This is a genomic window from Corallococcus sicarius, assembly GCF_003611735.1.
Classification (GTDB): domain Bacteria; phylum Myxococcota; class Myxococcia; order Myxococcales; family Myxococcaceae; genus Corallococcus; species Corallococcus sicarius.
Genome location: NZ_RAWG01000251.1, coordinates 1 through 14195, shown reverse-complemented (window position 1 = coordinate 14195; position 14195 = coordinate 1). Strand labels below are relative to the sequence as shown.

General features: G+C 70.0%; 12 protein-coding genes. 6 read left to right on the top strand and 6 right to left on the bottom strand.

What is annotated here, in order from left to right; translation table 11 throughout:
• The 3 genes from D7X12_RS30195 to D7X12_RS30185 all read right to left on the bottom strand — a co-directional run.
• A partial coding sequence (locus D7X12_RS30195) for a DUF6178 family protein (RefSeq protein WP_244224865.1) occupies positions 1–723 on the bottom strand: 723 nt, incomplete at its 3' end.
• A 39-nt stretch (positions 724–762) separates the two neighbouring features.
• Positions 763–1383, bottom strand: a complete 621-nt coding sequence (yihA, locus tag D7X12_RS30190; protein WP_120628715.1) for a ribosome biogenesis GTP-binding protein YihA/YsxC — start codon at positions 1381–1383, stop codon at positions 763–765.
• 7 nt (positions 1384–1390) lie between these two features.
• Positions 1391–1774, bottom strand: a complete 384-nt coding sequence (locus tag D7X12_RS30185) for a multiheme c-type cytochrome (protein ID WP_244224864.1) — start codon at positions 1772–1774, stop codon at positions 1391–1393.
• A gap of 264 nt (positions 1775–2038) precedes the next feature.
• Here D7X12_RS30185 and D7X12_RS30180 point away from each other — a divergent pair, with 264 nt between their 5' ends.
• The 6 genes from D7X12_RS30180 to D7X12_RS30155 all read left to right on the top strand — a co-directional run bounded on the left by D7X12_RS30180 (position 2039) and on the right by D7X12_RS30155 (position 10760).
• Positions 2039–2521: a hypothetical protein gene (locus D7X12_RS30180; RefSeq protein ID WP_120628713.1), complete on the top strand. Its 483-nt coding sequence runs from the start codon at positions 2039–2041 to the stop codon at positions 2519–2521.
• A 3-nt stretch (positions 2522–2524) separates the two neighbouring features.
• Complete coding sequence (gene coaE, locus D7X12_RS30175; protein ID WP_120628712.1) at positions 2525–3121, top strand: dephospho-CoA kinase; 597 nt, start codon at positions 2525–2527, stop codon at positions 3119–3121.
• A gap of 23 nt (positions 3122–3144) precedes the next feature.
• Positions 3145–4308: an SDR family oxidoreductase gene (locus D7X12_RS30170; RefSeq protein ID WP_208719373.1), complete on the top strand. Its 1164-nt coding sequence runs from the start codon at positions 3145–3147 to the stop codon at positions 4306–4308.
• A 557-nt stretch (positions 4309–4865) separates the two neighbouring features.
• Positions 4866–9761 carry a myxosortase-dependent M36 family metallopeptidase gene (locus D7X12_RS30165; RefSeq protein ID WP_120628710.1) on the top strand — a complete coding sequence of 1632 codons (4896 nt, stop codon included), beginning with the start codon at positions 4866–4868 and terminating at the stop codon, positions 9759–9761.
• Positions 9762–9879: 118 nt separating this feature from the next.
• Complete coding sequence (locus D7X12_RS30160; protein WP_120628709.1) at positions 9880–10275, top strand: MaoC family dehydratase; 396 nt, start codon at positions 9880–9882, stop codon at positions 10273–10275.
• A gap of 2 nt (positions 10276–10277) precedes the next feature.
• Entirely contained in the window at positions 10278–10760 is a 483-nt protein-coding gene (locus D7X12_RS30155) for an FAS1-like dehydratase domain-containing protein (RefSeq protein WP_120628708.1), read from the top strand.
• Here the strand turns inward: D7X12_RS30155 and D7X12_RS30150 are convergent.
• From D7X12_RS30150 to D7X12_RS30140, 3 genes are all read right to left on the bottom strand, one after another.
• Entirely contained in the window at positions 10744–11547 is an 804-nt protein-coding gene (locus tag D7X12_RS30150) for a tetratricopeptide repeat protein (protein WP_120628707.1), read from the bottom strand. The two genes, D7X12_RS30155 and D7X12_RS30150, sit on opposite strands and share 17 nt — an antisense overlap.
• Positions 11548–11636: 89 nt before the next feature.
• Positions 11637–13481, bottom strand: coding sequence for a molecular chaperone DnaK (dnaK, locus tag D7X12_RS30145; protein WP_120628706.1), 1845 nt, complete (start codon positions 13479–13481; stop codon positions 11637–11639).
• Between the two features lie 15 nt (positions 13482–13496).
• Positions 13497–14195: tetratricopeptide repeat protein (locus tag D7X12_RS30140; RefSeq protein ID WP_120628705.1), on the bottom strand; the 699-nt coding region annotated here is incomplete at its 5' end.

Here is a 14195-nt window from a genome sequence, read left to right as displayed (position 1 = left end):
GGACGCGGGGGAGGTGGGGCGCGGGGGCACGTCCACGCGGCTGAAGAGGGCCAGGGCGTCCTCCAGCGCGGGGAAGCCCAGGTCGGCCAGGCGCGCGCGGCGGAACTGGAAGGCCGTCTCCTCCAGCTCCGAGGGGATCTCCCAGCGCACGGCCTCGAAGAGGCGCACGGACTCGAAGGGGCTCTCCGCGATGAGGTCGTTGACGATGGCGCGCATGGCGGACATCTCCGCGCCCTCCAGCTTGATCTCCACCAGGTAGCGCCCCTCGGGCGTCTCCACCGTCATGCCCTGGGGGTTGGCGTCCGGGTCCTCCTCCAGGTCGTACACGGTGGTGAACTCCTTGAGGAGCGTCTCCACCACCTCCAGGTCCACCGCGTGCAGCTTGCGAAGGAAGTCCTCGGGCTCATCCCCGCGCGCGGCCCGCAGCCACGTCAGCACCGCGTGGGGATCCAGCTTGTCCCGCTGCCACCCGCCCAGGTCCACGAAGGTGCGGAACTGCGCGGGGGACGCCAGCTGCACCAGCTCCGTCGTGTCCGCGAGGCCAATTTCCTGGATGGTGACGTACAGGTCCTCGGCGGGCAGCGAGCGCACCATCGCGGGCGTGTCGGGCCCGTCGAGCAGGGCCTCCATCCGCTGGCGCGGGCTCAGGCGCATCAACCGCTGACGCACCTCGCGAGGAGCGAGGGGCGCACCACCACCATTCGTCTTGCCGTTCTGGGACACGCCGGGGGTGCTACCACAGCGTGCCGGGGCCCGGCAGCCTCAGACGCGGGTGGCCTTGCCGAAGGTGTCCAGCAGCGTGCCCCAGACCTCCTCCACGCCCAGCTTTTCGGTGGAGGAGAACGGCACCAGCGCCTCGCGGGGCAGCTCCAGCTGCGTGGCCAGGGCGCTGAGCCGGGGCTTGCGCTGCGCCTTGGTCAGCCGGTCGATCTTCGTGGCCACCACGAGGATGCGCTTGTTGTGCTCCTGCAGGTAGTCGAGCGTGCGCAGGTCCTCCGGCGAGGGGCCCACCTCCGCGTCGATGATGCTCACCACCACCTCCAGCCGGTGCCGGTGCTTCAGGTAGGAGGTGATCATCTCCTGCCACTGGGCCTTGTCCGCCTTGCTCGCCTTGGCGAAGCCGTAGCCAGGCAGGTCCGCCAGGCGCACCGTGTGGCGGGTGCCGTCCCGGTCCAGGTCCACGTCGAAGAAGTTGAGCGTGCGGGTGCGCCCCGGCGTGTTGGACACGCGCACCAGCTTCCGCCGGTTCGTCAGGGCGTTGATCATGGACGACTTGCCCACGTTGGAGCGACCGACGAAGGCGACCTCCGCGGCGTGGTCCGTGGGCAGGCCCTTCAATTCCACGGCGGTGGTGATGAAGCGGGAGTCGAGGATCTTGATCAAGCTGGGGTCACTTCTTCGCCGTGGCGGGTGCCGGCGTGGAGGGGGCCGCATCCGCGCGGGTCTGCTGCTTGCGGGCACGTTCGGCGGACCAGTGGTCGATGGCCTTCAGCGCTTCCTTGAAATCGAACGGGCGCAGGGAGGGAGAGGAGGCGTCATGGCAGGTGCGGCACTGCTTTTCGGAGGGGTCCACCAGCCCTACCAGCCGCGCCAGCTCCGGGTCCTTCATCACGTAGGACGGCGAGTAGTACTGCCCGCCCCCGTGGCACGTCTCGCAGGTGACGGCCGCGAGCGTCTGCTCCGCCTGGTCCGGCGCGTGGCAGGACAGGCAGCGCGCGTCCTTCTTCTGCCCGTCCGCCAGGGTCTCCGTGGCCCGCGCGTGCTTGGACTTCATCCACGCGTCGTACGCCTCCGGGTGGCAGCCCTTGCAGCTGTCGGGACCCGTGAAGTCCGCAGCCCCGGCAAGACCGCCACAAGCGGCGAGCAGGAGGGCGGAAAAGACCCGGAAGGCACGAGAACGCATGGCTTGAGCACGTAGCAGAGCCCCCCGGACGGGGCAAGGCGTCTCGTTCGTGATTGAATGCCGGGTGGACACGCGCGTCGCTTCAGGTCACGGACCTTGAGGCGCGCCTGCCTGATCCGTTAGGGAGGAGTCGAGATGCGCACCCCCGTCATTGCCGTCCTTGCCGCCGTCGCTGCCGTCGTCGTCTCCCTGCCTGCTTCGGCCAAGCCGTGGCAGACCATCGAACCCGGGTCCTCCAAGAAGGAGGACATCGTGAAGAAGTTCGGCGAACCGTCCCGGACCATGTCCCAGGACGGAAAGGAGATCCTGGCCTACTTCGCCAAGGAGGCCATCAAGGGCACCACCCAGGCGCAGTTCAAGGTGGACCCGGCCACGCAGCTGGTGGAGCGCATTGACGTCTTCCCCGCGCCCATCATCGAGAAGGACACCATCGAGAACAGCTACGGCCCCGCGTGCCCGGCCGGCGCCGTGCCCGCCACGCCCTGCTACCTGCGCAAGCTCACGGACGACTTCCGCACCTACTTCCTCTACGTGAAGCTGGGCGTGGCCATCTTCTTCAACGAGGACGGCAAGACGGTGCAGTCCTTCGTCTTCACCACGCCCAAGGCCGCGAAGTAACCCGTGCACGTCTTCGGACTGACGGGCGGCATCGCCTCCGGCAAGAGCACGGTGAGCCGGATGCTGCGGGAGTTGGGCGCGCGCGTGCTGGACGCGGACGTCATCGCCCGCGAGGTGGTGGAGCCCGGCACGCCCGGGCTCCAGAGCATCCGCGAGCGCTTCCCCGGCGTGGTGGGCCCCGACGGCCGCCTGGACCGGGTGAAGCTGGGCGCCCACATCTTCGCGGACCCCGCCGAGCGCGCCGCCCTCAACGCCATCGTGCACCCCCAGGTGAGAGCCGCGTTCATGGAGAAGCTCGCGGCGCTGGAGGCAGAGGGCATCACCCACGCCGTCTACGACGTGCCGCTCCTCATCGAGACGGGCCTGCACACCGCCATGGAGGGCGTGGCGGTCGTCTGGGTGCCCCGGGAGGTGCAGAAGGCGCGGCTGATGGTGCGCGACGGGCTGGATGCGCAGGCGGCGGAGGCGCGGCTCGCGGCGCAGCTGTCGCTGGACGACAAGCGACAGCACGCGACCTGGGTCATCGACAACAGCGGCGCGCCGGAGGCCACCCGTCCCCAGGTGGAGGCGGTGTGGCGGGCGATGCTCGCACACGGCTGACGGGCGGGTATGCTGCGCCCCGAATGAGCGACAAGCCGAAGAAGAGCAGCGCTGGCACCTACTTCATCACCGGCTACCCGGGCTTCATCGGCAAGCGGCTGGTGGAGCACATCGCGCGCGAGGACCCGAAGGGGCACATCTACGCGCTGGTGCAGCCCAAGGCCTTCAAGGAGGCCCAGGCGCTCGCGGCGAAGGTGCAGGGCGCGAAGGTGGAGCTGCTCACCGGCGACGCGGTGGACATGCACCTGGGCCTGTCCGGCGAGGAGTACCAGCGCCTGTGCGAGCGGGTGACGGACATCTTCCACCTGGCGGCCGTGTCGCAGCTGGGCGTGCCCAAGGAGACCGCGTGGCGGGTGAACGTGGACGGCACCCGCAACCTGCTGGAGCTGGCGCGCGACTGCGAGCACCTGTCGCGCTTCAGCCACTTCTCCACCTGCTACGTGTCCGGCGACCGGGTGGGCGTCATCGCCGAGGACGAGCTCGAGCGCGGCCAGGGCTTCCGCAACGCGTACGAGGAGACGAAGTTCCAGGCGGAGCGGCTGGTGCAGCGCGCGGCGGCCACCCTCCCCGTCACCATCTTCCGGCCATCCAGCGTGGTGGGTGACTCGCGCACGGGGGAGATTGACCGCTTCGAGGGCCCCTACTACCTGGGCATCCTGCTCGTCACGTCCCCGCTGGTGGTGCCGCTGCCCCTGCCGGGCAACGGCGTCGCGCCCCTCAACGTCGTCCCGGTGGACTTCGTGGTGGAGGCGGTGTGGCGGCTGTCGCGGGACGACCGCGCCAAGGGCCGCACCTTCCACCTGGTGGACCCCAACCCCATGAGCGCGCGGCGCGTGTACGAGCTCATCGCGGAGAAGTCCAACAAGCGGCTGCCGCGCTTCAACCTATCCGCGCGCGCCGCGGACGTGATGCTGCGGCTGCCCCTGCTGGAGAAGCTGGCCCGGCCCCAGCGCGCCGCCATCAGCTACGTGAACCACCTGGCCATCTACAACTGCCACAACACGCTGGAGCTGCTCGACGGCACCGGCGTGAGGTGCCCGCCGCTGTCCTCGTACCTGGACCAGCTCGTCACCTACGTGCGCGAACAGTACAAGCTGCGCCGCGAGGGCGCGGAGGTCGAGGATCCGCTCGACCAGTCCTCCCTCTCCTCCTCCGACGACAGCCCCGCGCCACGTTCGCGCCGCTGAGCAGGGATGTGTTTCACGCGCAAGGTGCGGCGCGCCGTCGCGCCCCGCGCTTCGCCCGCCTGTCTGCTGGAGAGGCGCGGAGCGCGCGTCCCGCTTATTCCAGACTGACAATTGTTACTGGGTTGCTAACGCAAAGATGAGGGGACCCCCTCTTTTCAAAGATCCAGTGTCCTGGTTACCATGCACCCTCACTTGAATCCGGACCGGTGAGCAACACCGCGTCCGGAGCAGTGGGTGGGAGCGCAGCGTTTGCCCGTCATCGTTGACAAGCGATTCGAGTGTTTCACTCCGGGCGCCGGTGTCGCGCCCCGCCTGTCCGGCCCCGAGGAGCGCTTCGCGCCCTCCGCGCGCGCCCCTTGTTTCGTGATTTCTCGTCGGGCCTCACGCCGTCGCATCGATGCGACCCCAGGCGTCGGGCTGCGTTCCCTTATGGGCTGTCAAAGCACGGTCCTGAAGCCGTAGGGAGTCCGCCCCCCCGGCGTGCTCCTTTCGCAGTCGTCGTCTCCCGCAGTCCCCCTCATCCGATTGTCGTTCATCACCCCCAAGAAGGAAGGCGCATGCGTCTCAGGGAAAAGCTGTTGACCAGTCTGCTGCTGGTGCCCATGGCGGGCACCAGTGCGTGGGCCAAGGAGCGGTCGAACTACGACGCGTTCCTGGAGCAGCGGGAGTCCCGCGCGCTCGCCGTGGACCCCTCCACGGCGATGGCTCGCGGACTTCGCGTCGAGCAGACCGAGCAGCGGCTCGGCGTGCCCACCTTCGCTTGGGCGACTCAGGATGGCGCGCAGTCCAAGTCCGTCATCCGCGGTGGCATGACCGCGGAAGGCGCGGCGCGCGCCCACCTGCAGACGGTGGCGGACAGCTACCGGCTGTCGCGCACGGACGTCGGCGGCGCGACGCTCCGCTCGATGCACAACACCGGCAAGGGCGCCATCATCGCCACGTTCAACCAGACGGTGAACGGCATCCCGGTCTTCCGCAACGAGGTCAAGGTCATCATGGGCCAGGACCTGCGCCTGGTGGCCGTCAGCGGCTACCTGGCCCCGTCCGACCTCACCCAGAGCGCGCGCGCCAAGAGCCGCACCGGCGCCTTCCGCCTGGGCGCCGCGGACGCGCTCTCCGGCGCGTTCAAGGACCTGACGGGCTCCGGCGCGCAGGCCGCGTCGTTCGTCAACGCCGGCACGCGGGGTGACTACACCTTCTTCGAGCTGGCTCCGGCCGCGAAGTCCGCGCTGCCGCAGCACCTGGCGATCCCGGCCCGTGCCCGGCAGGTGTTCTACATGCTGTCCGGCGCGCTCGAGCCCGCCTGGTACGTGGAGGTCAACGCCGGCCCGAAGGCGGCGCGCTCCAGCCAGTACTTCGGCTACGTGGTCTCCGCGACCACCGGCCAGGTGCTCTTCCGCAACGACCTGACCGCGGACGCCGGGGGCACGGCCTTCACGTACAAGGTCTGGGCGGATGAGGCGTCGCCGTTCATCCCGGACGACGGTCCCCAGGGCAATGACGCGACCCCGCACCCCACGGGCACCCGCGACGGCTACCAGGCCCCGTTGGATCGCCCCGCGAGGAACATCACCCTCGCCAACAGCCCCTACAGCCAGAACGACCCGTGGCTGCCGGCCAACGCCACGCAGACCTCGGGCAACAACGTGGACGCGTACGCGGACCTGGCCGCGCCGGATGGCTTCGAGCCCGGCAGCGCGGACCTCCGCGCGGAGACGACGAGCGCCAACACGTTCTCGTACGTCTACGACACGACCAAGGCCCCGGGCTTCTCCCCCGAGCAGATCAAGGCCTCGGTGGTGAACCTGTTCTACGTCAACAACTTCCTCCACGACTGGTTCTACGACTCGGGCTTCGACGAGGCCTCCGGCAACGCCCAGGCGTTCAACTACGGCCGCGGCGGCTTGGAGGCAGACCCCATCCAGGCGCAGGCCCAGGACTTTGGCGGCAAGGACAACGCCAACATGAGCACGCCGGCCGACGGTGCGTCGCCGCGCATGCAGATGTACGTGTTCTCCGGCCTCCCCGAGGCGAGGGTGCTGTCGCCGGCGTCCATCGCCGGGGTCTACGACGCCAACACGGCGGCGTTCGGCCCCAGCGTCTTCGACGTGCAGGGTGAGATCAAGGTCGGCCCCACGGGCCCCACGGGTCCCGCGGACCCGGCGACCAACACGCTGGGCTGCAAGGCGTTCGCCCCGGGCTACTTCGAGGGGAAGATCGCCCTCGTCGACCGCGGAAGCTGCGACTTCAACCTGAAGGCGAAGTTCGCCCAGGACGCGGGTGCCATCGCGGCGATCATCGCCAACAACGCCCCGGGGGATGCTCCCGGGCTGGGCGGTTCCAACCCCGCCGTGACCATCCCCAGCCTGTCGCTCGCCCAGGCCGCCGCGACCGTCTGGAAGACGAACCTGGCGAACGGCCCCGTGTCCGTGCAGCTGCGCCGCATCGCGGACCTGGATCGCGACGGCACGCTGGACAACGCCATCGTCGCCCACGAGTGGGGGCACTACATCAGCAACCGCCTCGTCGGCAACGCCGCGGGCCTCAACAACAACCAGGGCCGCTCCATGGGCGAGGGCTGGGGTGACTTCACCGCCATGCTCATGCAGGTGCGTGAGGCCGACAAGAACAAGCCCGGCAACAGCCAGTGGCAGGGCGTCTACAACGCCGCCGGCTACACCAGCAGCGGCGGCCGGAACCAGGGCTACTACTACGGCATCCGTCGCATCCCGTATTCGACGGACTTCGCCAAGAACGGCCTGACGTTCAAGCACATCCAGAACCACGTCCCGCTGCTGGCCGACCAGATGGCGGACCTCCGGGCGGAGCTCAACAGCGAGGTCCACAACAGCGGTGAGGTGTGGGCCACGATGCTGTGGGAGAGCTACGTGAGCCTGCTGAACGCGTACCCCTTCCAGGAGGCCCAGGAGCGGATGAAGCGCTACCTCGTCGCCGCCTACAAGGCGACGCCGAGCTCGCCCACCTTCATCGAGGCGCGTGACGCGCTCTGGGCCGTCGCCCTGGCGTCCGACCCGACGGACTACCAGCGCTTCGTGAACGCCTTCGCCAAGCGCGGCGCGGGCTTCGGCGCCAAGGCGCCGGACCGCAACTCCTTCGACCACATCGGCGTGGTGGAGAGCTTCGCCACGGGCACGAACATCGAGGTCACCCGCATCCAGCTGGATGACAGCGCGGTGGGCTGCGACGTGGACGGCGTCCTCGACGTCGGCGAGCAGGGTGTCCTCAAGGTCACCGTGCGCAACGTGGGCGGCGAGGCCCTGGCTGCCTTCACGGGCACGGTCAGCACCACCAGCACCACGGCCACCCTCGCGTTCCCGAACGGGAACACGGTCTCCATCCCGGCCCTGGCGCGCGGCGCGGAAGCCACCGTGTCGCTGAAGGTGGACCTGAGCGCGGTGTCCGGTGCGAACGCCCGCGCGGGCCTGACGGTCGTCTTCAACGAGCCGTCGATCCCGGCCTCGGCGAAGACGGTGACGTACGACCCGCGCGTCAACTACGACAACGTTCCGACCACCAGCAACACGGAGTCCTTCGAGTCCGACCTGTCCTCGTGGACCGTCTCGGACAACCTGGTGGCCTCGGGTGACTTCAAGCTCGAGGGTCCGGTGGAGAACCGCTACGTGCACGGCTTCAACCCGTCCGTGGCGTCGGAGATCACGCTCACCAGCCCGTGGATGACCGTGGACGAGGCGGCTGACTTCACCATCAGCTACAAGTACCGCCACTCCTTCGAGCTGGGCTACCCCACCACCACCGGCCCTGCCTATGACGGCGCGGTGCTGGAGTTCACGGTGGATGGCATCAGCTGGACCGACCCCTGGGACCTGTACCCGGTGGTGGACGCGGATCCGGGCTACACGACCGAACTCGAAACGGGCGGTGGGAACCCCCTCGAGGGTCGCATGGCCATGGCGAGGGCGAGCACGGGTTTCCCGGCGTTCAAGTCCGCGTCCATCAACTTCAAGGACTTCTTCCCGAGCCTGGGCCTCAAGAACGTCCGCTTCCGCTTCCGCATTGGCGCGGACGTGGCCGTGGGCGCGTACGGCCTGGACGTGGATGACGTGGTGTTCACCGGCGCGACGCCGGTGTTCCAGGCGCAGGCCGAGCAGCCGGCCTCCACCGGCACCTGCAACCTGCGTCCGTTCGCGAACGCGGGCCCGTCGCGGGTGGGCCTCGCCGCGGTTCCCGAAGGGACCCTCGTGGGTGGAGTGCTGAACCGTACGAAGATCGTCCTCAACGGCACGGGCAGCTTCGACCCGGACGCCGCCGCCGGTGACACGCTCACCTACCAGTGGACGCAGGTGGGCGGCGTCACGCCGGTCACGCTCGACGACGCGACCTCCTCGGGCCCGTCGTTCATCGCGGACGTGGACTACAGCGACATCGTCGCCTTCCAGCTTGTCGTCACCGACAAGGCCGGCAAGACGAGCCTCCCGAAGACGGTCGAAATCCAGATCATCAACGTGAACCAGGCCCCCGTCGCCTCGGCCGTCGCCACGCCGGCGACGGTGAACGAGCGTGACCCCTCGCCCGTGACGCTGGATGCCTCGGCTTCAACGGACGCGGACACGGTGGACTCCGAGAGCCTGACCTTCACCTGGACGCAGACGGGCGGCAGCCCGATTGTCACGCTGACCGACGCCACCAAGGCCAAGGCCACGTTCCTGGCCCCCGAGGTGGCAGCGAACACGCAGCTCACCTTCACCGTCACCGTGTCGGACGGCACCGCGAAGGCCTCCAAGTCGGTGGCCGTGACGGTGCTGCACGTCGAAGGCGCGCCGGTGGTGGACGCGGGCGCCGACCAGGACGTGGATGCCCGCACGTCGGTGACGCTGGCCGGCACGGCCACGGATCCGGAAGGTGACGCGGTGACCTACGCCTGGACCCAGGTGGATGGCCCGGCCGTGACGCTCACGGGGGGCGACACCGCCTCCGCGACCTTCACCGCGCCGGACGTCAGCGCCGACACCGTCCTGTCCTTCCGCCTGACGGCGACGGCCAACGGCGTGTCTGCGTCCGACCTGGTCAACGTGACGGTGCACAAGGCCAACCGCGCGCCGACGGGCACGGGTGGCACCATCACCGTGGACGAGAACGCCAAGGTGACCCTCACCTCCAACGCCACCGACGCGGACGGGGACACGCTCACCTACGCGTGGACCCAGACGGGTGGCCCGAGCGTGAGCCTCACGGGTACGGACTCCTCCAAGCTGGAGTTCACGGCGCCGAAGGTGAACTCCGACACGGAGCTGACGTTCAGCCTCACCGTGACGGATTCCGACGGGGCCTCGACCGGGGAGCTCAACTACACGGTGAAGGTGAAGAACAAGGGCGGTGGCTGCTCGTCCACGGGTGGCTCCGTGGGCGGCATGGCCCCGCTGATGGCCCTGCTCGCGGCCATGGGCCTGACGCGCCGTCGCAAGAAGGCGTAGTCGGCCGGAAGTCCTGAAGCCCTGAAGTCACGGAGGGGCGGTCCTCAAGGTGGGGGCCGCCCCTCTCTTCGTTTCCACCGGACACCCGTGGAGGGGGAGCGGTAGGCTTCCCGGCCTCATGGCACGCACGTTCCAGGTGGGAGACACCTTCACCCATGTCCGTCAGTGCGACCGGCTCCGGCCGGTCTATTACGCGGGCGCTTCCGGGGACTACAACCCCATCCACATCGACCCGGAGGTGGGGAGGCTCGCCGGCTTCAACGGCGTCATCCTCCAGGGGCTCTGCACCCTCGGCTGGGCGGTGGAGGCCGTGGCTGTCTTCGTGGGGGACCCGGGCCTCGTGCGCCGCGTGAGGGTGCGCTTCTCCCGGCCGGTGCTGCCCGAGGACACCGTCACCTTCACCGGCCGCGTCGTCGCCGTCGCGGACGGCCGGCTGACCACCGAAGTCACCGCCACCAACCAGCGCGGCGAGCCCGTCCTCCGGGGCGCCGTCGTCGAAACCTCGCTCGGATAGCCATGGCCCTGGACCCGAAGTTCATCGGCCGTGCGTACGGCCCGTTCACCTACGAAATCGGCCGGGAGAAGCTGCGCGAGTTCTCCCTCATCCTCGGGGGCTCCGTGCCCTCCGCGGGCACCTTCGGCGAGCCGCCCGCGCACGTCAGCCCCCTGCTCTACTCGCAGGACGCGGCGGCGGCGGGGCCCTACGGGGACGTCATCGCCTTCCCCAGCTTCGCGGTGGTGTTCGCCATCCGCCCCTTCAGCGCCGCCATCGCGGATCCGGAGCTGGGCGTGGACCGCGTGCGGCTGGTGCACGGCGAGCAGGAGCTGGAGTTCCTGGGGGTGATGCGCCCCGGGGACGTGCTCACCACCACGGGCCACATCTCCGAAATCTACCGCAAGGCCGGGATGGACTTCCTCGTCGTCACCACCCAGACGCAGAACGCGCGCGGCGAACCCGTGGTGCGCGGCGTCTGGACGGCCGTCATCCGCCCCGCGTGAAGCCCGGGGACTCGCCGGGGGCGATGATGCCCTCGTCGAGCAGCTGCGCGAGGATGCGCGCGGTGTCCAGCCGCGACATCCCCGACAGCGCGAAGAGGTCGTCGAAGCTCACCGCGCCGTCAATCTGCGCGAGCACGAAGCCGGCGCGGTGATCCAGGTTCAGCCAGATGATGTCGTCCGGCTGCAGGCGCACGCGCGGCATCCGGCTCAGGTCGCCCAGGCGGGCCTCCAGCATGGACACCAGGATGCGCTCGCTGCGATCTCTCAGCGCCTCCACGCGTGGATCCTCCGGCGCCAGCGACTGCGCCCGGCGCAGCAGGTCCACCGCGCCCGAGTGGTCATCCAGCGTCAGCAAATCCTCTGCCCCGCGCAGCAGGCACTCCACCTCGGAGCCCTGGGGGAGCGGGCCGCCCGTCCCGGAGAAGGTCTCCGGGAGGCCGAACTCCTGCGTGCGGTGCTCCTCCGCGATGAGATCCAACGCGTCGCCCCGCATCCCGGTTCCTTCGGGGAGACTGACGGACTCGGGCAGGGGCACGGCGGGGCCGGCGGTGGCGGACTCGGCCCAGGCGCCCCAGTCCCCCTCCAGGTCGGGGCCCGCCGCGTTCGCCGCCCGCGCGGCCCCGGGGCCCGTGGCACCACCGCCCTGTCCCAGGAGCTGGCGCGCGCGCGTGTTGGCGGGATCCAGCTCCAGCGCTCGCAGGAACAGCTTCTCCGCGCCCGGCGTGTCGCCACTCAGTCGCAACAGCAACCCCGCTTCGACGAGCTGCCGGGCGCGCAGCGTGTTCATGGGCGGCTCCATCGCGAAGCGTGGCACGGGCGTGTGCCCCGCGTCAGGGAGGAACGGCGGGCGGTGGCGGAGGGCCCGGGCATGCGCGGCTACCGTCCTGGCGTCCCGCGCGGGGTGGCCGAGCGCAAGAGCGGCAGGCTCTGGGAGAGCGCCTCGCAGGCCCGCGTCAGGGCGCCCACGTCCTCGCCGCCGCGCACCTGGCGCGCGTGGTCCAGGGCCATCTCGGCGCGGGCGACCACGTCGGGTGACAGGCCTCCGGAGCCGGGCATGAGCCGGACGCGTGAGAGCGCGTCCACCAGGTCGCGGGCCAGGGTGTCCAGCTCCACGCGCTTCGTCTTCAATTCCTCGGAGGCGCGCGCGGTCACCATCCAGTCGCGCTGCTCGTCCATGATGCGGCGCAGCTCGTCCTCCGTGAGGCCGCTGGAGGCGGTGACGGTGATGGACTGGCGCAGGCCGGTGTCCCGGTCGCGCGCGGACACGGACACGATGCCTTCCGCGTTGATGTCGAACGTCACCTCAATCTCCACCTGACCGCGCGGCGCCTCGCGCAGGCCGGTGAGGAGGAACTCGCCCAAGAGTTCGTTGTGGTGCGCGAGCTCGTGCTCGCCCTGGAGCACCATGATCTTCACCGTGCGCTGGAAGTCCTTGGACGTGGCGAACACCTCCGTCGCGGACGTGGGCACGGTGGTGTTGCGTGGAATCAGCCGGCGCACGTAGCCGCCCGCGATGGCCACGCCCATGCTCTGCGGCGTGACGTCCAGGAGCAGCAGCTCCCCCTCCTGCGCCACCAGCGCGTGCGCCTGGATGGCGGCGCCCAGGGCGACCACCTCCTCGGCGTGCACGCCCTTGCAGGGCTCGCGGCGGAAGTACTGGCGCACCTGCTCCACGATGCGGGGCATGCGCGACATGCCCCCCACGAGGATGACCTCCTTCAGCTCCGAGGGGCGCACGTTCGCCTCGCCCAGTACTTCGGAGGTGATGCCGACGAGGCGCTCGCCCAGGTCCGCCGTCAGGTCCTCCAGCTTCTCGCGGGTGAGCGTCGTCTGGAGGTGCAGCGCGGCGCCTCCGCCCGGCGGCGTGCAGATGAAGGGCAGGTGCAGCTGCGTCTCCTTCACCGACGACAGCTCCACCTTCGCCTTCTCCGCGGCGTCCTTCAGCCGCTGCAGCGCCATGCGGTCCTTGCGCAGGTCGACGCCGTGCTCCTTGGCGAAGCCGAACACCATCCACTCGATGATGCGGTGGTCCCAGTCCTCGCCGCCGAGGAACGTGTCGCCGCCGGTGGCCACCACGTCGAAGATGCCGTTGTTGATCTCCAGCACCGACACGTCGAAGGTGCCGCCGCCCAGGTCCAACACGGCGATCTTCCCGTTCACCGTGCGCCCGAAGCCGTACGCCAGCGCCGCCGCGGTGGGCTCGTTGATGATGCGAAGCACCTCCAGCCCGGCGATGCGGCCCGCGTCCTTGGTGGCCTGGCGCTGGCCGTCGTTGAAGTAGGCCGGCACGGTGATGACGGCCTGGGTGACGGGCCGCCCGAAGTGGGCCTCCGCGTCCGCCTTCAGCTCCGCCAATATCATCGCGCTGATCTCCGGCACGGCCAGGTCGCGGCCCGCCAGCCGGATGCGCACGTCGTCGTGCGCGCCGCACACCACCTGGTACGTGAGCGCGCGCAGCGCGTCCTGCACCGGGTGCGAGGAGAACTTGCGGCCGATCAGGCGCTTCGCCGCGGACACCGTCTCCTGCGGGTTGGTGATGGCCTGCCGCTTGGCGATGCCGCCCACCAGCCGCTTGCCGTTCTTCGACACCGCCACCACGGACGGCGTGAGGGGCACGCCCGTGCGGTTCTTGATGATGACGGGCTGGCCGTCCTGGACGGTGGCGACGAGGCTGTTCGTCGTCCCCAGGTCGATGCCAATCAGCGGTTCGGACTCAGCCATGGGGACGTATGCACCTCACGAGAACGTCCAACGCAACTTCTTGAGGGCGGCGCGGCCCTCGGCGTGGTCCGGATCCAGGCGCACGACCTCTTCGAAGTGGTGCTTCGCCTGCTTCTTCTGCCCCGCCAGGAGCAACACCTGTCCCAGCAGCAGTTGGTACTCCACCCGGCCGGGCTTCAGCTCCACTGCCCGCTGGGCGAGCGCGCGCACCTCCTGGGGGTCCTGGTTCAGCTCCCGGCCCACGCGCGCGGCCTGATACGCCGCCTCCGGGTTGTCACCGTTGAGCGAGACGGCCAGCTTGTAGGCCGACTGGGCACCCGCGAAGTCCCCGCGCATCTCCATCTGCTGGCCGCGCTCCACCTCGGCCTGGGCGCGGTGCTGATCATGCTTGCGGCGCGCGTCGACGAGCAGCGCGGCGACCTCGCGGTTCTTCGGATCCAGGCCCAGCACGTGGTTGAAGTCCTGGTAGGCCCGCTCGAAGTCTCCGCGCGTGATGGCCGCCCTGCCCCGCGCGATGAGCTCCGTGAGCTTGTGGCTGCGCGCCATGTACGGGTGGCGCGCGAGGCGGGCCTGCCGCTCGGCGCGGCGGGCCTCGGACTCCGGATCTTCAGGGGCGGCGGGCGCGGGGGCGGGCGCGGGTGTCGGCTGCACGGAGGCGAAGGCCCCGGAGGCCGGACGCGCCGCCCCGGGCGTCGGTTGCACGGACGCGAAGGT

Coding starts and splice junctions, on each gene's coding strand:
- D7X12_RS30170 (WP_208719373.1), top strand. CDS start 3,145: ATGAGCGACAAGCCGAAGAAGAGCAGCGCTGGCACCTACTTCATCACC.
- D7X12_RS30155 (WP_120628708.1), top strand. CDS start 10,278: ATGGCCCTGGACCCGAAGTTCATCGGCCGTGCGTACGGCCCGTTCACC.
- D7X12_RS30165 (WP_120628710.1), top strand. CDS start 4,866: ATGCGTCTCAGGGAAAAGCTGTTGACCAGTCTGCTGCTGGTGCCCATG.
- D7X12_RS30180 (WP_120628713.1), top strand. CDS start 2,039: ATGCGCACCCCCGTCATTGCCGTCCTTGCCGCCGTCGCTGCCGTCGTC.
- D7X12_RS30160 (WP_120628709.1), top strand. CDS start 9,880: ATGGCACGCACGTTCCAGGTGGGAGACACCTTCACCCATGTCCGTCAG.
- dnaK (WP_120628706.1), bottom strand. CDS start 13,481: ATGGCTGAGTCCGAACCGCTGATTGGCATCGACCTGGGGACGACGAAC.
- D7X12_RS30185 (WP_244224864.1), bottom strand. CDS start 1,774: ATGAAGTCCAAGCACGCGCGGGCCACGGAGACCCTGGCGGACGGGCAG.
- D7X12_RS30150 (WP_120628707.1), bottom strand. CDS start 11,547: ATGAACACGCTGCGCGCCCGGCAGCTCGTCGAAGCGGGGTTGCTGTTG.